This is a genomic window from Nocardioides daedukensis, from assembly GCF_013408415.1.
GTDB lineage: Bacteria > Actinomycetota > Actinomycetes > Propionibacteriales > Nocardioidaceae > Nocardioides > Nocardioides daedukensis.
Genome location: NZ_JACCAA010000001.1, coordinates 457,006 through 474,501 on the forward strand (window position 1 = coordinate 457,006; position 17,496 = coordinate 474,501).

The window sequence follows — 17,496 nt, forward strand, 5'->3', positions numbered from 1 at the left end:
TCCGGGAGTCACACCGTGTCCGATCACCCCACGCTCTCCGAGCTCGACAACGCCCAGCCCTTCACCGATCGCCACATCGGCCCGGACGCCGATGCCGTGGCAACGATGCTGGAGACGCTGGGCCAGGAGAGCCTCGACTCGTTGATGGACGCCGCGGTGCCCGGGGGCATCCGGTCGGTCGAGTCACTCAACCTTCCCGCGGCAGCTTCGGAGAGCACCGTGGCCAGCGAGCTGCGTGAGCTCGCCGGACGCAACCGCGCGGCCGAGTCCATGATCGGTCTCGGCTACCACGGCACGGTGACCCCTCCGGTGATCCGTCGCAACGTGCTGGAGGACCCGAGCTGGTACACCGCCTACACGCCGTACCAGCCGGAGATCTCCCAGGGCCGCCTCGAGGCCCTGCTCAACTTCCAGACCGTGGTCGCCGACCTGACCGGCCTGCCGGTGTCCAACTCCTCGCTGCTCGACGAGGGCACCGCCGTCGCGGAGGCGATGACGCTCGTACGTCGTGGCAACCGCAAGGCGAGTGGCCCCTTCGTGGTCGACGCCGACGCCCTGCCGCAGACCATCGACGTGGTCCGCACCCGCGCCGAGGCGATGGGGATCGACGTCGTTGTGGCCGACCTCGCCGAGGGTCTGCCCGAGGGTGACCTGTGCGGCGTGGTCGTCCAATATCCCGGCGCCTCGGGTCGCATCGTCGACCCCCGAGGAGTGATCGACCAGGCGCACGAGCGCAACGCCCTGGCCGTGGTCGCCACCGATCTGCTCGCCCTCACCCTCCTCGAGGCTCCCGGGACGATGGGAGCAGACGTCGTCGTCGGCTCGAGCCAACGGTTCGGCGTCCCGCTCTTCTACGGCGGTCCGCACGCCGGTTTCATGTCCGTGTCGTCCGGTCTCGAGCGCCAGCTGCCCGGTCGTCTCGTCGGTGTCTCCGTGGACGCCGCCGGTCGTCCGGCATATCGCCTCGCGCTGCAGACCCGAGAGCAGCACATCCGCCGCGACAAGGCGACCTCCAATATCTGCACGGCCCAGGTGCTCCTGGCCGTCGTCGCCTCGATGTACGCCGTGCACCACGGCCCCACCGGTCTGAAGCAGATCGCCGCACGCACGCACCGCTATGCAGCCGTGATCGCGAGGGCGCTGACCGACGCCGGGTTGGAGATTCTCGCGGGGGAGTTCTTCGACACCGTCACGGTCCGTGTCCCGGGTGGCGCCGAGGCTGTCGTCTCGGCGGCCCGCGACCTCGGCGTGCACCTTCGCCTGGTCGATGCCGACCAGGTCGGGCTGTCCACCTCCGAGACCACCACGCGCTCGACAGTGACCGCGGTGCTGAAGGCCTTCGGGGTCAGCGCCGACCTGGACGCCGTCGACCGGATCGTCGGTGACGCGCTTCCGGACGCTCTGCGTCGCAGCACCCCCTACCTGGAGCACGAGGTCTTCAACACCCACCGCAGCGAGACCTCGATGCTGCGCTACCTGCGCCGTCTCTCGGCTCGTGACTACGCCCTCGACCGCGGGATGATCCCGCTCGGCTCATGCACGATGAAGCTGAACGCCACTACCGAGATGGAGCCGATCAGCCTTCCCGGCTTTGCGAACCTGCACCCGTTCGCACCGGCCGAGGACGCAGCCGGCTACCACCGGCTGATCGCAGACCTGGAGGGTTGGCTCGCCGAGGTGACCGGCTATGACCGCGTCTCGATCCAGCCCAACGCGGGCTCGCAGGGTGAGCTGGCCGGCCTGCTCGCGATCCGTGGCTACCACCGGGCCAACGGTCAGGAGCAGCGGAACGTCTGCCTGATCCCGTCCTCGGCCCACGGCACGAACGCAGCCTCGGCCGTGATGGCCGGCATGCGGGTGGTCGTGGTCAAGGCAGCCGAAGACGGTTCGGTGGACCTGGCCGACCTGGAGGCCAAGTGCGAGGAGCACGCAGCGACGCTGGCCGCGGTGATGGTCACCTACCCGTCGACGCACGGGGCCTATGAGGAGGGCATCACGGCGCTGTGCGAGCTGGTGCACGCGCACGGCGGGCAGGTCTATGTGGACGGGGCCAACCTCAACGCCCTGCTCGGCTATGCCCAGCCCGGTGTCTTCGGCGGCGACGTGTCGCACCTGAACCTGCACAAGACCTTCTGCATCCCCCACGGCGGCGGCGGGCCCGGCGTCGGGCCGGTGGCGGTGCGTGCGCACCTCGCGCCCTACCTGCCCTCGCACGCGCAGCACCCCGAGGAGGAGAAGCGAGCCGGCATCGGCCCGATCAGCGCTGCGCCCTACGGCTCGGCGGGCATCCTGCCGATCTCGTGGGCCTACATCCGACTGATGGGTGCTGCCGGCCTGACTCGCGCCACGGCGGTCGCCGTGCTGTCCGCGAACTACATCGCTGCCCGGCTCCAGGAGCACTACCCGGTGCTCTATCGCGGGCACGGGGGACTGGTCGCCCACGAGTGCATCCTCGACCTGCGCGAGCTGACCAAGACCAGCGGCGTGACGGTCGACGACGTGGCCAAGCGCCTCATCGACTACGGGTTCCACTCGCCGACGATGTCCTTCCCGGTCGCGGGCACCCTGATGGTCGAGCCGACCGAGTCCGAGGACCTGGCCGAGATCGATCGCTTCATCGAGGCGATGATCGCGATCCGCAAGGAGATCGACCAGGTCACCGCAGGCACGTGGACCCCCGAGGACTCCCCGCTGCGCGGAGCACCGCACACGTCGGCCGCGCTCGTCGGCGAGTGGGACCGGAGCTATTCCCGAGAGCTGGCCGTCTTCCCGACCGGTCCCGACCCGGACAAGTACTGGCCCATCGTCGCCCGGATCGACCAGGCCTACGGCGATCGCAACCTGGTCTGCTCCTGCCCGCCGCCCGAGGCCTTCGAGTGAGCTTGCCGGTGCACCCGGTTGCCCCGGTGACCTCGCGACGGCTCCTCGCCGTGCTGGCGCGGGCCCAGGTCGAGGGGCGAGTGCCCTCGGTCGTGGCGGGCGTCATTCGTGACGGAAGCCTGGTCTGGCACGGCGGGTACGGCGATGTGCCCGGCGACCCGCTCGAGGTGCAGTACAAGATCGGCTCGATCACCAAGACGATGACCGCGGTCCTGGTGCTGCAACTGGTCCGGGACGGGCAGGTCGCCCTGGCGGACCCGATCGGTTCGGTCCTCGGGGACATCGGTCATGGTGACCGCACCGTGCGCAGCCTGCTCGCGCACAACTCGGGCATGCAGGCCGAACCCTCAGGCCCGTGGTGGGAACGCTCGGCCGGAGGGACCTTCGCCGAGCTGGCCGGTGCCAATGACGGAACGTCGGCGCCGCTCCCGGTGGGGGAGCAGTTCCACTACTCGAACCTCGCCTACGGCCTGCTCGGTGAGCTGGTGGCCCGTCTGCGTGGCGGGACCTGGTGGGACGCGGTCCAGGAACGGATCCTGCAACCGCTGGGGATGACCCGCACCACCTACCAGGCCGTGGCGCCGCACGCCCAGGGGGCGAGCGTGCACGCCTTCTCCAACGAGGTCACCGCAGAGCCGCACCCCGACACCGGTGCGATGGCGCCGGCCGGCCAGCTGTGGAGCACGGTCGCCGACCTGACGACGTACGCCGCGTTCCTGCTGGAGGGGCACCGCGACGTGTTGGACAAGGAGCACCTCGAGCAGGCATACATTCCCCAGTCCGGTGCCCTCGGCACCGGCCTGGACTACAGCCACGGGCTCGGCTTCCAGATGTTCCGCGGCGGCTCCGGCACCCTGATCGGCCACACCGGATCGATGCCGGGCTTCGTCGCCACCTGCTTCATCGATCGCGCCCGACGCACCGGTGTGGTGGCGTTCGGCAACTCGATGAGCGGGCTCCCGGCGGTGGGGCTGGCCTCCGGCCTGCTGGAGGACCTCGAATCCTCCGAACCCACGCTGCCCCCACCGTGGCGGCCGTCCTCCCCACCCCCCGACCTGGTCCGCGACGTGCTGGGCACCTGGCACTGGGGACCGACCCTGCACCAGTTCAGCTGGGAGGGCGAGGAGGTCGTGGTCCGAAAGAACCAGGTCGTGGTCCACCGGTATCGGGTCCAGGGAGATCGCCTGGTCGGCACCGCAGGCCACCATCTCGGTGAGGCCTTGAAGGTGGTCCGCAACGACGACGGCACGGTCAACCACCTCGACCTGTCCACCTTCATCTTCACCAGGACGCCCTACGATCCCGCTGCGCCGATCCCCGGAGGTGTGCCGCAATGACCGAGCTCGCCGACTTCTACCTGCCGTTCCAGCTCCGCGTCACTGCCGGACCGCTCGAGCTCAGTCCGGTCACCGATGCGGACATCCCGGGACTGATCGACCTCGCCCTGGATGGCATCCATCCCGAGGACGAGATGCCGTTCTACTACCCATGGACCAAGGCTGCCCCGGACACGCTCGGTCGCAACATGGCGCAGTTCTACTGGAAGGCACGCCAGGAGTTCTCGCCGGGCGACTGGACCCTCAACCTGGCGGTGCGCCACGACGGCGAGCTGGTCGGCTGCCAGGACTTCCAGACCAATCGGTTCCACGTCACGCTCACGGGGGAGACCGGCTCCTGGCTGGCCGCGCGCCACCAGGGCAAGGGGATCGGCACTGCGATGCGCCAAGCAGTCTGCGCGCTGGCGTTCGACCACTTCGGTGCCACCGAGGTCACCTCTGGTGCCTTCCTGGACAACCCCAGGTCGCAGCGGGTCAGCGAGAAGGTCGGCTACCGCCCCAACGGGACGCACCGCCGCCAGCGTCGTCTGGGCGAGCTGGCGACGGTGCAGTCGTTCCGTCTTGAGCCGCAGTGGCTCGTGCGCGGGGAGCCGTTGGTCGTCCAGGGCCTGGAACCGATGGCCGACTGGTTGCTGTTCCCGCGGAAGTGAGCTGCTGCGGCGAGCTGTGATCAGGCCTTGGTCAGCACGCAGTCGGCAAGGACGGGTGCGCCATTGCGCTGCTCGTTGTCGCTGACGATGGTGGCGCTGACGAGCACTCGGTCGCCCTCGTCCCAGGCCTGCACCCTGATCGTCTCCGACGGGAACACGACCCCGGCGAACCGGGCACTGAACCCACCCACGCGGGCGGTGTCCCCGTCGAGCAGCAGGTCGGTGACCTCACGCAGGACGATGCCGTAGGAGCAGAGTCCGTGCAGGATCGGAGCCGGGAACCCTGCGCCCTCGGCGAAGGCCGGGTCGATGTGCAGCGGGTTGCGGTCGCCGCAGAGCCGGTAAAGAGCGGCCTGCTGGGGGAGCACGGCGTACGACGTCTCGGCGTCGGCGTCACGGGCAGGCAGCTCCACCTTGGTGGAGGGGCCGCGGTCGCCGCCCCAGCCGCCCTCGTTGCGGACGAAGATCGTCGAGCGCACGGTCCACAGGTGCTGGCCCTCGGCGTCGTGGGCCTCGCCCTCCTGGACGATGACCGCGGCCTTCTGCTTGTCCCAGACATCGGAGATCTTCGTGCTCAGCGTCGCCGTGCCCGAGGTCGGGATCGGCCGGTGGACGACGATCTCCTGCGAGCCGTGCAGGACGAACTGCAGGTCGATGTCGCAACCCGGCAGGTCGAGTGCGGGCGGAGCCGTCTCGTGGAACGTGGGTGCGACGATGCCGAACGACGGCAGCACCTGCAGGGCGTCGTCGTCGTGCGTGTAGCGCAGGGCGCCGGCGTCGATGTTGTCACCGGGACGGTTCCCGGCTCCGACGCCGAGGTGATAGAGCAACACGTCCGAGGTGTTCCAGCTGAAGGTCCGGTCGGGAAGGGCGGCTCCGATGGCGACGGAGGTGTCGATGGGCACTCAGGACTCCTGGTCTGCGATGACGTTTGCGGCAATGTAGCCGAAGGTGATGGCGGGACCGATGGTCGCGCCGGCGCCAGCGTAGGTGTTGCCCATGACGGCTGCACTCACGTTCCCGGTGGCAAAGAGTCCTTCGATCACCGAGCCGTCGGGACGCAGTGCGCGTGCCTTCGCGTCGGTGAGGATGCCACCCTTGGTGCCCAGGTCGCCGGGCACCATCTTGACTGCATAGAACGGGCCCTGGTCGATCACACCGAGTGACGGGTTCGGCTTGACCCGGGGGTCGCCGTAGTAGCGGTCGTAGGCCGAGTCGCCACGGCCGTGGTCGAGATCCTTGCCGGTGAGGGCATAGCCGTTGAAGGTCTCGAGGGTCTCCTTCAAGGAGTCGGCCGGGATGTCGATCTTCTCGGCGAGCCGCTCGATGCTCTCGGCCTTGACGATCACGCCCTCCTTGAGCCAGCGACCCGGGAAGGGCTGGCGGGGGCCGAGGCCCGCGAAGAGGTAGCGGTTGCGGTAGCGCTGGTCGATGATCATCCAGCTCGGGAAGTGGTCGATGCCGGTCCGCTCGGCGGACTCATACATGGTGTGGACGGCGTCCACGTAGGGAGCAGCCTCGTTGCCGTAGCGCTTGCCCGCCTGGTTGACGATGATCGAGCCGGGCAGGTTGCGCTCGGCCAAGCAGAACCACGGGCCGCTCGGCAGCGGGATCGCGGGGCCCCACCAGGCGTCGTCCATCAGGGCGAGCTCGGCGCCGATCTTCTCGCCGGCCGCGATGCCCGCGCCGGTGTTGCCGGCCGCCCCGGTGGTCCACTCGGTGCTGATCGGTGCGCGTTGGTGCTTCTGGCGCATCTCCTCGTTGTGCTCGAACCCGCCGCAGGCCAGGATCACGCCGCGGCGCGCCTTGAGCACCTGCTCCACGCCGTTGCGGGTGACCACGACGCCGGTGACCCGGCCGTCGGTCACGTCCAGGTCGGTGAGCGGGGTGTCGTACCAGAGGGGGATCTCGCGGTCCTGCAACCCCTTGCGCATGCCGATCATCATCGCCATGCCCATGCCGAACATCTGCTTGCCGCGAAGGGTGGTGAACAGGCGGGACAGGAAGACCTTGATCATCGTGATCGGTCCCCGGAGGGTGCGCATCCCCAGGGAGATCTTGCGGAAGTCGGCCTGGGTGACGACCATGCCCGCCGGCGCCTTCGTGTAGGACTTGGTCAGTCGGTGCATCTCGTCGCCGATGATCTTGCCGTTGATCGGCTTCGGCTCGACGCTTCGACCGCTGGCCTTCCCGCCCGGGGCCTCGGGGTAGTAGTCGCTGTAGTCGGGGACCCAGGTGAAGTCGGCCGCCGAGTTGTCGCGCACGAACTGGAGCGCCTCGGGGCCGGTCTCGACGAAGGCATCGATGCGGTCGCGCGAGACGCCGTCGCCGATGATCGAGTAGAGGTATTCCTTGACCTCGGCGTCGGGCTGGACCTGGCCGGCCTTCTTCAACGCATAGTTGTTCGGGATCCACACGCCGCCGCCGGAGCGGGCGGTGGAACCACCGAAGCCGTCAGTGCTCTCAATGACGAGGGTGTCCAGGCCACGCTCGTGGGCAGCCAGTGCAGCCGTGAATCCGCCACCGCCACTGCCGACGACGATGACGTCGTACTCGGTCTTCTCGACCACGATTCCTCCGCGGGTCATCCCGCCGTGGCGGGGGGTGTACTTCCGCAAAACTGTAACAGGTTCTAGCATGGCGTCATGCCGTCCCACGCACTGCGGGTCGATGCGGCCGCCGTCGGGTCTTGTCCCACTGATCTGGACCTGACGGGGATCCAGGGCCGGATCCTGTGCAACGGTGACGGAGTGGGCCACGGACGGTACGACGCCGCCCCAGGGCAACCCGGTGTCCGCCTCTCGCTCAGCGACAGAACCACCGCTCCACATCCACGAACAGCGTGAATCCGATCACAGGGAGAACCATGACCAAGCTGACCGCCGCAATCGTCGGTCCGGGCAACATCGGCACCGACCTTCTCTACAAGCTGCTGCGCAGCGACGTGATCGAACCGCGCTGGATGATCGGCGTCGATCCCACGTCCGAGGGGCTCAAGCTGGCTCGCGACAAGGGCCTGGAGGCCTCGCACGAAGGTGTCGACTGGCTGCTCAAGCAGGACGAGCTCCCCGACCTGATCTTCGAGGCCACCAGCGCCTACGTCCACCGCGAATATGCGCCTCGCTACCAGGAGGCGGGCATCCGCGCGATCGACCTGACCCCCGCCGCGGTGGGCCCGGCAGTGATCCCGCCGGTGAACGGTGAGGAACACGTCTCGGCGTGGAACGTCAACATGATCACCTGCGGGGGACAGGCGACCATCCCGATGGTCGCCGCCGTCTCCCGGGCAACTGCGGTCTCCTACGCCGAGATCGTGGCCTCGGTCTCGAGCGCCTCGGCAGGGCCGGGCACCCGCGCCAACATCGACGAGTTCACCCGGACCACCTCGGCCGGCGTGATGAGCATCGGCGGAGCCGAGCGTGGCAAGGCGATCATCATCCTCAACCCCGCCGAGCCGCCGATGATCATGCGGGACACGATCTTCTGCGCGGTGGCCCCCGACGCCGACCGCGATGCCATCACCGCCTCCGTGCACGAGATGGAACGCGCCGTCCAGGAATACGTCCCCGGATATCGCCTGCTGCAGGAGCCGCAGTTCGACGATGCTTCCGAGGCCACCCTCGGCCAGACCAAGGTCAGCATCTTCGTCGAGGTCGAGGGCGCTGGGGACTTCCTCCCGCCGTACGCCGGCAACCTCGACATCATGACCGCCGCAGCCGCCCGCGTGGGCGACAACATCGCCCGCTCGATCCTGGGAGCCTGACATGTCCTTCCTCACCACCCCTGAGACCAACACCCTGAGCCGGACCTGGGCCGACGTCGATCCCGCATCCGGCCTTGACCTGCGCCTGACCGACACCTGCCTGCGTGACGGCTCGCACCACAAGCGCCACCAGTTCGTGCCCCAGGAGGTGCGCGACATCGTCGCCGCGCTCGACGGTGCGGGCATCCCGGTCATCGAGGTCACCCACGGCGACGGCCTCGGCGGATCCTCGTTCAACTACGGGTTCTCCCGCACCCCGGAGCAGGAACTGATCAAGCTGGCGGCCGAGACCGCCAAGCGCGCCAAGATCGCCTTCCTGATGCTGCCCGGCGTCGGCACCAAGGACGACATCCGTGCCGCCCAGGACAACGGTGGCCAGATCTGCCGGATCGCCACGCACTGCACCGAGGCGGACACCTCGCAGCAGCACTTCAGCCTCGCTCGCGAGCTGGGCCTGGAGACCGTCGGCTTCCTGATGATGTCGCACACCCAGCCGCCCGAGGTGCTCGCGCGCCAGGCCCGGATCATGGTCGACGCCGGCTGCCAGTGCGTCTATGTCGTCGACTCGGCCGGTGCCCTCGTCCTCGAGGGCGTGGGCGACCGGGTTTCCGCCGTGGTCAATGAGATCGGCAGCGAGGCGACCGTCGGCTTCCACGGCCACGAGAACCTGGGCCTCGGGGTCGCCAACACCGTGGTGGCGGCGCGTGCCGGCGCCACCCAGATCGACGGGTCCGTGCGCCGCTTCGGTGCCGGTGCCGGCAACACCCCGCTCGAGGCCTTCATCGGCGTCAGCGACAAGCTCGGCTGGAACACCGGGGTCGACTTCCTGCAGATCGTCGACGCGGCAGAGGACGTCGTACGCCCGGCAATGCCGGAGGAGTGCACGCTGAACCGGATGACGCTGATGATGGGCTACGCGGGCGTCTACAGCTCGTTCCTCAAGCACGCCGGGAACGCGGCAGAGCGCTACGGCGTCTCCGGCGCGCAGATCCTGCTCGAGGCCGGGGAGCGCAAGCTGATCGGTGGCCAGGAGGACCAGCTCATCGACATCGCGCTGCAGCTGAAGGCCAAGCAGGACGCCAACAACTGAGCTAGATGGCCGGTTTCGGCACGTTGCTCTCGCGCAAAACGAGAACGTGTTCTAGTATTGAGCCATCATCCTCACCTTCACCAGGAGAAGTAATGTCGAAGGAAGTCCTCGCCGGAGTGCGTGACCTGCTCCCCACCTTCCGGGATCGTGCCGACGAGGCCGAGAGGCTCCGCCAGGTTCCTGAGTCGTCGGTCAAGGCGCTCGAGGAGACCGGGTTCTTCCGGATGCTCCAGCCCAAGCGCTTCGACGGCCTGGAGAGCGACCCGATCGACTTCTTCACCGCCGTGAAGGAGATCGCCTCGGCCGACGGCTCGACCGGCTGGATCTCCTCCGTGCTCGGCGTGCACCCCTGGCAGGTGGCGCTCTTCCCCGACGAGGCGCAGCAAGCGGTCTGGGGCCAGGACACCGCCACCAGGTTGTCCTCCTCCTATGCGCCGACCGGCAAGGCGGTCCTCACCGAGGGCGGCTACACGCTGTCCGGCAAGTGGTCCTTCTCCTCCGGCTCGGCACACGCCAGCTGGGTGCTGCTCGGCGGCCTCGTGTTCAACGAGGAAGGGAACGTCGTCGACTTCAAGACGTTCCTCGTCCCGGGCGACAAGTACGAGATTGTCGACGTCTGGAACGTGGTCGGCCTCCGTGGCACCGGTTCCAACGACATCGTCGTGAAGGACGTCTTCATCCCCGAGGCGTTCACCCTCTCGATGTCGGACACCGGTCGCTGCTTCGGTCCCGGCCAGGAGCAGAACAACTCCGAGCTCTACCGGATGCCCTTCCACTCGCTGTTCACCACCACGATCAGTACGCCGATCGTGGGCATGGCCACCGGTGCCTACAACGAGCACGTCGAGATGCAGCAGAAGCGCGTGCGCGCCGCCTACCTGGGCGAGAAGGCATCCTCGGATCCCTTCGCCGCGGTCCGGATCGCCAAGGCTGGCTCGGAGATCGACGCGGCCTGGGCGCTGCTGATGAACAACATCCGCGAGGAGCAGGCGCACGTGGCCAAGGGTGAGAAGATCCCGCTCGGCCTGCGGTTGCGCGTTCGTCGCGACCAGGTGCTCGGCACCCAGCGCGCCATCGACGCCATCGACGCACTCTTCGAGGCCTCCGGCGGCCGCGCCCTCGCGGAGGGCACCTACCTCCAACGCGCCTGGCGCGACGCGCACGCCGGTCGCGTGCACGCTGCCAACGACCCCGAGCGAGCCCTGAAGATGTTCGGCGACCTCGAGTTCGGGCACAAGATCGACCCGGGGATGTACTGATCGTGGTGGAGGGTTTCGGACAGGAAGAGGTCCGCAGGACCGCGACGGTCGACGGCGTCTCGATCAACTACTACGAGGCGGGTTCGCCCACCCAGGCCGGAGCCGGGCTTCCGCTGGTCATGCTGCACGGCGGCGGGCCGGGAGCGTCCGCATGGTCCAACTTCGGCAGCGCCCTGCCCGGCTTCGCCGCCGGGTTCCGCACGATCCTGATCGACCAGCCGGGCTTCGGCGGTTCGGACAAGCCGCCGGTGGAGGGCAACTACTACCGCTTCGCCGCGAAGTACGTCGTGGGTCTGCTCGACCAGCTCGGCATCGAGCGGGCGCACGTCCTGGGCAACAGCCTGGGTGGTGGCACCGCCGTACGCCTCGCCCTGGAGAATCCGCGACGGGTTGCTCGTCTCGTGCTGATGGGTCCCGGCGGACTCTCGCTCAACCTGTTCCACGCCGATCCCACCGAGGGCGTGAAGCGGTTGATGGACTTCGCAGCCGATCCCTCGCGTGAAGCGCTCAGGGCGTTCATCTCGACCATGGTCGTCAACCAGGCCCTGGTCACCGACGAGCTCGTCGAGGAGCGCTTCGCCGATGCGACCGCTCCCGGTGCCCGCGAGGCAATGGCCTCGATGGGCGCGTCGTTCTGGAACCCGGAGACCTTCGAGGACGCGATGCTGTGGCGCGAAGCGCACAGGTTGCGCCAGCACACCCTGCTCACCTGGGGACGTGAGGACCGGGTCAATCCGCTGGACGGCGCCCTGGCCGCACTGAAGCTGATCCCCAAGGCACAGCTCCATGTCTTCCCGAACTGCGGCCACTGGGCCCAGATCGAGGCTGCGGACGAGTTCCGCGAAGTGACCACACAATTCCTCAACCGCCACGTGGAGCGCACGAAGTGACGATCGACATCAAGTCCATGGGCTACGTTCGCGTGGCCTCCACCGACCTCGACCAGTGGCGGGCCTTCGCCGGCAAGGTGCTGGGGCTCGGTGAGGGACGCGGGCCCGACCCGGAGAACCTGTACTACCGCATCGACCAGGTCTCGGCACGCCTCGTCGTCTTCGGTTCCGACGTCGACGAGCTCTCGGCCACCGGCTGGGAGATGGCAGACCACCGTGCCCTGCAGGCCGCCCGTGAGCACCTGCAGACGGCCGGCGTCGCCTTCCGCGAGGGAACTGCGGAGGAGCTCGCCGAGCGCCGGGTCCAGGAACTGGTTCGCTTCGAGGACCCGTGGGGCAATGTCTTCGAGCTCTTCCACGGCATCACCTATGAGTCGCGTCCGGTCGTGACCCCCTATGGGGCGAACTTCGTGACCGGGGACCAGGGGATGGGCCACATCGTCGTCCCGGTGACCGACGACGTCGAGGCCCTGCGCTTCTACACCGAGGTGCTCGGATTCCGGCTGCGCGACTCGATGTCCATGCCCGGCGAGTTCGTCGGCAAGGAGCCGGGCTCGAAGGTCTGGCTCCGCTTCCTCGGCGTCAACCCCCGGCACCACTCGCTGGCCTTCCTGCCGATGCCGAACGCCGCCAAGTGCGTGCACATCATGCTCGAGGTCGACAAGCTCGACGACGTCGGCCGCGCCCTCGAGCGGGTGCGCAAGCACAAGGCTCCGCTCTCGGCGACCCTGGGCCGGCACATGAACGACGAGATGGTCTCGTTCTACGTGAAGTCACCCGGCGGTTTCGACATCGAGTTCGGCACCGAGGGCCTGACCGTGGACGACCAGCGGTGGGTAGCACGGGAGTCCACGGCCGTGTCCTACTGGGGTCACGACTTCGGCGGCGGGGCCTGAAGGAACAATGGGTTCCATGGCAGACCACGAGACCCCGGACATTCCTGCGGGGATGCGCAGCGACGCACACGAGACCTGGCCGCCGCGGGACCTGATCGACTCCTTCCTGGGAAACTTCGATTTCGAGTTCCGTCCCGGCGAGGCAGCCGACATCGCGGACACGGTGGCCGCGCAGGAGGCGGCACGCAAGTTCCGCGACACGCTCGGGCGCTATGCCTCGGGAGTCACCGTGGTCACCTCGATGTCGGGCGGTGAGCCGGTGGGGATGACCTGCCAGTCGTTCTCGTCGATCTCACTGGACCCGGCACTGGTGATGTTCAGTCCGGCCCGCACGTCCAGGGCGTGGCCGCTGATCCAGCGGGCCGGTCACTTCTGCGTGAACTTCCTGGCCGATGGCCAGGAGAGCCTGTCCAACACGATGGCCAGCCGGGGCACGGACAAGTTCGCGGGTCTCACCTGGACCCAGTCGAAGACCGGGGCGCCCTTGTTCGACGGGATCGTCGGCCACGTCGACTGCACCATCGAGGCCGTGCACGAGGCCGGTGACCACTACGTGGTGATCGGCAAGGTGCAGGACATGGACTTCCACGTCGACGCCCAGGGCAGCTCGCCGGACCCGCTGCTCTACTTCCAGGGCGCCTACCGCACCGTCCGCTGAGCGGTGTCCAGAAGCAGGCCGCGGGTCGGACCTGCTGCGTCCGGTCGATAGCCTTCAGCCGTGACTCCTGGACTGCAGATCAACCGGACCGACGGCGTCGTCGAGGTCCTCTTCGACCGACCCGAACGCCACAACGCCTTCACCCGGGCGATGTATGAGGGGATCGCTTCCCTGTGCGCCGAGCTGCGCGAGGATCGATCGGTCAAGGCACTCGTCCTGCGCGGCGCGGGAGGGCGGGCCTTTGCCGCGGGAAACGAGATCTCCGACTTCGTCGACGCGGACGCAGTCGCCTACGAGACCTGGATCCGCGAGCTGCTGCGGTCCCTCTTCGAGCTGCCGCAGGTGACGATCGCCGCGATCGACGGAGTCTGCGTCGGTGGCGGTCTAGCGGTCGCGACGCACTGCGACCTGCGCATCGCCACCCCGCACTCACGCTTCGGGTATCCGATCGCGCGGACGCTGGGCAACGCGCTCTCGGCGCCGATCGTCTATCGCTGTGCCGCGGTCTTCGGTGAGTCGATCACCAGGGAGATGCTGTTGGCCTCCCGTCTCGTGGATGCCCAGCGGGCCCACGCCGTGGGAGCCGTGATGTGTGTGGTCGAGGACCTCGACGCCGAGGTGGCGACTCTCCTCGACGGCATCGGCCGGGCTTCGGGCGTCACGCTCCGGACCACCAAGTCCCAGCTGGTCCAGCGGTCACAGGCCCTCGAGGTCGCACCCGCGGACGACGACGACGTACTGCGCGAGGTCTACACCGGCACTGACTTCAGCGAGGGTGTCCGTGCCTTCCTGGCCAAGGAGAAGCCGCACTTCACCGGCTGAGTCCCGCGGAGAGATGCCTCGGCGCCACATGCAGGACGGGGACGAGCCACCTGTCGTGGCTCGTCCCCGTCTCGAGGTGCTGGGTGGTGCGGTGAAGATCAGGCCTGCTCGGACTCCAGCGCCGTGATCGCCTCGTGGATGTCGAGCGTGCGCTGGGCGGACTCGACGTGCAGGTTTTCGACCATCTTGCCGTTGTAGGTCACCACGCCGGCGCCCTTGCCGTCCTCCCACGCCTGGATCAGCCCGCGGGCGTCCTCCACGGCCTGGGCGGACGGGGCGAAGGCGGAGTTGGCGCCCTCGACCTGTCCGGGATGGATCAGGGTCTTGCCGTCGAAGCCCATCTGGCGTCCCTGCTCGCACTCGGCCAGGAACCCGTCGATGTCCTTGACGTTGTTGTAGACACCGTCGATGACCGCGATACCGGCTGCGCGCCCGGCGAGCAGCGCAGTGTGCAGGCTCGGCAGGATCGGAGCGCGGCCCGGGACGTGCTCGGCGTAGAGCTCCTTGACCAGGTCGTTGGTGCCCAGCACGAACGCGCCCAGGCGGTCCGAGGCCTGCGCGATGGAGAGTGCACCGAGGATCGCGACCGGGGTCTCGACCATGGCCCAGAGCTTGGTGTGTTCGGGAGCGCCGGCCTTCTCCATCGCGGCGACGAGCTGCTTGACCTCGTCGGCGGAGTTCACCTTGGGTACGACGATCGCGTGCGGGCCGGCCTGCGAGGCGGCGATGATGTCAGCCTCGTGCCACTCGGTGCCGATGCCGTTGACCCGGATCGTCAGCGTGCGCTTGCCGTAGTCATCCGATCCCGCAGCAGCCGCGGCGGCCTCACGGGCGTCCGGCTTGGCGTCGGGGGCGACAGCGTCCTCGAGGTCGAAGATGACGCCGTCGATGGGGAGCGTCTTGGCCTTCTCGAGTGCCTTCGCGTTGGAGGAAGGCATGTAGAGGACGGAGCGCAGGGGAGTGAAGGCAGGGGAGTCGGTCATGGTTCAGGCCTCCGGGGTCTCGATGGCGTCGTACAGGTCCTTGAGCTCGGGGTCGATCGCGGCGAGCTGCTCGGCGAGCTCGACCTGCACCTTGCACTGCTTCACGGAGGCGTCGTCCTCCATCTTGCCGTCGATCATCACCGCACCGGTTCCGTCGCCCATGGCGGCGATCACGCGTCGGGCGTGGGTGACGTCCTCGATGCTCGGCGCGAAGACGCGGTTGGCGATCTTGATCTGGACCGGGTGCAGCGACCAGGCGCCGACGCAGCCGAGCAGGAACGCGTTGCGGAACTGGTCCTCGCAGGCGACGGTGTCCTTGATGTCGCCGAACGGGCCCCAGTAGGGGAAGATCCCGTGCATCACGCAGGCGTCGACCATGCGGGCGATGGTGTAGTGGTAGAGGTCCTGCTGGTACGTCGCCCGTTCGGCGTCGTAGGCGAACCCACCGTCGTCGGTGCGCGGAGCATCGCCACGGACGAGGTAGCCGGGGTGCGGACCGCCGACGCGAGTGGTCTTCATCCGGCGGTCGGCGGCGAGGTCGGCCGGACCGAGGGAGAGGCCCTGCATCCGCGGCGAGGCGGCGCAGATCTCCTCGATGTTGGCGACTCCGCGGGCGGTCTCGAGGATGGCGTGCACCTGGAGCGGCTTGGTGATGCCGGCCTTGGCCTCGAGCTGGGCCAGGATCCGGTCAATGTAGTGGATGTCCTCGGCGCCCTGGACCTTCGGCACCATGATCACGTCGAGCTTGTCCCCGATCGCGGGGACCAGGGTGGTCAGGTCGTCGAGCACCCACGGGGAATCGAGGGAGTTGATCCGGGTCCAGAACTGGGTCGGGCCGAAGTCGGTCTCCTGGCCGATCTTGACCAGGCCGTTGCGGGCCTTCTCCTTGTTCTCGGCCTTGACCGCGTCCTCGAGGTTGCCCAGCAGTACGTCGGTGGTGCCGACCATGGCGGGGATCTTCGCCGCCATCTTCTCGTTGCCGGGATCGAAGAAGTGGATCGCCCGCGAGGGGCGCGCCGGGATCTCACGCAGAGGCGTGGGGGCCCCGACAGCGAGGGGGGTGAAGAAGTCCTTGGCGGTTCGCAACGATCTGCTCCTCAGTGTGTTCGGGCACGCCAAGGCACGGCGTACCGGATTCACGGGCGAACTTAGCAGTCGAGACGGGGCGTGGCGTGGGTCACCTGCGATCGCGGACCGCAGTCACCGTCACCGCCTCTGCCGCCGCCACCGACCCGATCGGCATGCGGAGCCAGTGACCGGGTCGGGTGGCGGGTCAGCCAGGGAGTCAGGCGGTCACAGGACGATGCGCGCCCGGTGCTCGTGGGCGGATCCGAACAACCTGCCCAGGGCATGGGCCCGCTTGAAGACCATCTGCGCGTCGTGCTCCCAGGTGATCGCGATGCCACCGTGGAGCTGGACCGTCTCGGAAGCGATCTTCTCGAGGGCGTCCGAGCACCAGGACTGTGCTGCGGCACTGCGCTCGACGAGCACCTCGGCATTGGCCTGCGAAGGCGACTCCAGGTAGGCCGCGGCTGCTGCAGAGGCTGCCCACGAGACGGACCTGCTGGTCTCCAGCAGCACCAGCATGTCGGCCATCCGGTGCTTCAGGGCCTGGAACGACCCGATCTGGCGACCGAACTGGACCCGCTCCTTGGAGTAGGCGACCGTCATGCCCAGGCCACGCTGCATGGCGCCCACCTGCAGTGCGCTGGCCAGTGCGGCCGCCACGTCGTGCACCGGTCCGTGCGCCGGACGCGCCACGTCGACCTTGCCCAGGCTGATCGTCTGGTCGACGGTGACCAGCGGCGTGACTTCGGCGTCCACGACGCGGATGCTCTCGCCGTCGAGCTCGAGGATGATCGAGGCGTGCGGCGCATCGATCACGACGTCGGGGTCGAGCACGACTGTGGCGATCTCTCCGGCGGCGATGCGGGGGAGCAGGTCCGCTTGCTGCTCCGGGCTGCCCATCAGCCGCAGGGCTGCGACCGCGATCGTGGTGGCCAGCAAGGGTGACGGCGTGAGCGCGATACCGAGCTGCTCGAGCACGACTGCCGACTCGAACAGGGTCGCACCGGCGCCGTCGTTCTCCTCGGGCACTGCCAGGGCGGCAACGCCGACCTGTTCGCACAGGGTCTGCCACAGCGCGGTGTCATGACCCGCCGTCGACTCGATCGCCGCACGGACCGCGAGGCTGTCGCTGCGCTTGGTGAGCAGGGCCGCGATCATGTCGGAGAGCTCCTGCTGGTCCTCGGAGAGCCCGAAGTGCAT

The 17,496-nt window shown here is 68.4% G+C and carries 15 protein-coding genes; 10 read left to right on the plus strand and 5 right to left on the minus strand.

The annotated features are described in order from the left end of the window. The first annotated feature begins 15 nt into the window (after positions 1-15). From gcvP to BJ980_RS02320, 3 genes are read left to right on the plus strand one after another with little or no spacing between them, the layout of a single operon-like run. A complete protein-coding gene (gene gcvP, locus BJ980_RS02310) occupies positions 16-2,880 on the plus strand; it encodes an aminomethyl-transferring glycine dehydrogenase (protein WP_179500798.1) in 2,865 nt (954 codons plus the stop codon). Further along, positions 2,877-4,217 carry a serine hydrolase gene (locus BJ980_RS02315; protein ID WP_218855387.1) on the plus strand — a complete coding sequence of 447 codons (1,341 nt, stop codon included), beginning with the start codon at positions 2,877-2,879 and terminating at the stop codon, positions 4,215-4,217. The genes gcvP and BJ980_RS02315 overlap by 4 nt, the downstream gene beginning before the upstream one ends. Then, a complete protein-coding gene (locus BJ980_RS02320) occupies positions 4,214-4,867 on the plus strand; it encodes a GNAT family N-acetyltransferase (RefSeq protein WP_179500799.1) in 654 nt (217 codons plus the stop codon). Before BJ980_RS02315 ends, BJ980_RS02320 begins: the two co-directional genes overlap by 4 nt. Before the next feature lie 20 nt (positions 4,868-4,887). Here BJ980_RS02320 and BJ980_RS02325 read toward each other — a convergent pair whose 3' ends face one another. Both BJ980_RS02325 and kstD read right to left on the minus strand, forming a co-directional pair. Then, positions 4,888-5,772, minus strand: a complete 885-nt coding sequence (locus tag BJ980_RS02325) for a MaoC/PaaZ C-terminal domain-containing protein (RefSeq protein WP_179500800.1) — start codon at positions 5,770-5,772, stop codon at positions 4,888-4,890. Next, a complete protein-coding gene (gene kstD / locus BJ980_RS02330) occupies positions 5,773-7,455 on the minus strand; it encodes a 3-oxosteroid 1-dehydrogenase (RefSeq protein WP_179500801.1) in 1,683 nt (560 codons plus the stop codon). A gap of 278 nt (positions 7,456-7,733) precedes the next feature. Between kstD and BJ980_RS02335 the strand changes: the two genes are divergently transcribed. The 7 genes from BJ980_RS02335 (at position 7,734) to BJ980_RS02365 (ending at position 14,245) form a co-directional block, all read left to right on the plus strand. Further along, a complete protein-coding gene (locus BJ980_RS02335; RefSeq protein WP_179500802.1) occupies positions 7,734-8,630 on the plus strand; it encodes an acetaldehyde dehydrogenase (acetylating) in 897 nt (298 codons plus the stop codon). A 1-nt stretch (position 8,631) separates the two neighbouring features. Further along, positions 8,632-9,720 (plus strand): 4-hydroxy-2-oxovalerate aldolase, encoded by a 1,089-nt coding sequence (gene dmpG, locus BJ980_RS02340; protein ID WP_218855388.1) that lies wholly within the window; start codon positions 8,632-8,634, stop codon positions 9,718-9,720. 92 nt (positions 9,721-9,812) lie between these two features. Further along, the gene (gene hsaA, locus BJ980_RS02345) at positions 9,813-10,979 is read left to right on the plus strand and encodes a 3-hydroxy-9,10-secoandrosta-1,3,5(10)-triene-9,17-dione monooxygenase oxygenase subunit (RefSeq protein WP_179500803.1); all 1,167 of its coding nucleotides are present in this window, start codon (positions 9,813-9,815) and stop codon (positions 10,977-10,979) included. 5 nt (positions 10,980-10,984) lie between these two features. Further along, positions 10,985-11,869 carry a 4,5:9,10-diseco-3-hydroxy-5,9,17-trioxoandrosta-1(10),2-diene-4-oate hydrolase gene (hsaD, locus tag BJ980_RS02350; protein WP_179500804.1) on the plus strand — a complete coding sequence of 295 codons (885 nt, stop codon included), beginning with the start codon at positions 10,985-10,987 and terminating at the stop codon, positions 11,867-11,869. Beyond that, positions 11,866-12,765 (plus strand): iron-dependent extradiol dioxygenase HsaC, encoded by a 900-nt coding sequence (gene hsaC / locus BJ980_RS02355; protein ID WP_343047646.1) that lies wholly within the window; start codon positions 11,866-11,868, stop codon positions 12,763-12,765. Before hsaD ends, hsaC begins: the two co-directional genes overlap by 4 nt. 16 nt (positions 12,766-12,781) lie before the next feature. Next, entirely contained in the window at positions 12,782-13,423 is a 642-nt protein-coding gene (locus BJ980_RS02360) for a flavin reductase family protein (protein ID WP_246279911.1), read from the plus strand. 60 nt (positions 13,424-13,483) lie between these two features. Then, positions 13,484-14,245 (plus strand): enoyl-CoA hydratase-related protein, encoded by a 762-nt coding sequence (locus BJ980_RS02365; RefSeq protein ID WP_179500805.1) that lies wholly within the window; start codon positions 13,484-13,486, stop codon positions 14,243-14,245. Between the two features lie 98 nt (positions 14,246-14,343). Here BJ980_RS02365 and BJ980_RS02370 read toward each other — a convergent pair whose 3' ends face one another. The 3 genes from BJ980_RS02370 to BJ980_RS02380 all read right to left on the minus strand — a co-directional run bounded on the left by BJ980_RS02370 (position 14,344) and on the right by BJ980_RS02380 (position 17,496). Next, positions 14,344-15,228: an HpcH/HpaI aldolase/citrate lyase family protein gene (locus BJ980_RS02370; protein ID WP_179500806.1), complete on the minus strand. Its 885-nt coding sequence runs from the start codon at positions 15,226-15,228 to the stop codon at positions 14,344-14,346. A 3-nt stretch (positions 15,229-15,231) separates the two neighbouring features. Beyond that, positions 15,232-16,314, minus strand: coding sequence for an HpcH/HpaI aldolase/citrate lyase family protein (locus tag BJ980_RS02375; RefSeq protein ID WP_179500807.1), 1,083 nt, complete (start codon positions 16,312-16,314; stop codon positions 15,232-15,234). 207 nt (positions 16,315-16,521) lie between these two features. Further along, entirely contained in the window at positions 16,522-17,496 is a 975-nt protein-coding gene (locus BJ980_RS02380; protein WP_179500808.1) for an acyl-CoA dehydrogenase family protein, read from the minus strand.

Bases quoted from the DNA above. Each gene is read 5' to 3' on its own strand.
- BJ980_RS02335 (WP_179500802.1), top strand. From the start codon at position 7,734: ATGACCAAGCTGACCGCCGCAATCGTCGGTCCGGGCAACATCGGCACC.
- dmpG (WP_218855388.1), top strand. From the start codon at position 8,632: ATGTCCTTCCTCACCACCCCTGAGACCAACACCCTGAGCCGGACCTGG.
- BJ980_RS02370 (WP_179500806.1), bottom strand. From the start codon at position 15,228: ATGACCGACTCCCCTGCCTTCACTCCCCTGCGCTCCGTCCTCTACATG.
- BJ980_RS02380 (WP_179500808.1), bottom strand. From the start codon at position 17,496: ATGCACTTCGGGCTCTCCGAGGACCAGCAGGAGCTCTCCGACATGATC.
- hsaA (WP_179500803.1), top strand. From the start codon at position 9,813: ATGTCGAAGGAAGTCCTCGCCGGAGTGCGTGACCTGCTCCCCACCTTC.
- BJ980_RS02360 (WP_246279911.1), top strand. From the start codon at position 12,782: ATGGCAGACCACGAGACCCCGGACATTCCTGCGGGGATGCGCAGCGAC.
- kstD (WP_179500801.1), bottom strand. From the start codon at position 7,455: ATGACCCGCGGAGGAATCGTGGTCGAGAAGACCGAGTACGACGTCATC.
- BJ980_RS02320 (WP_179500799.1), top strand. From the start codon at position 4,214: ATGACCGAGCTCGCCGACTTCTACCTGCCGTTCCAGCTCCGCGTCACT.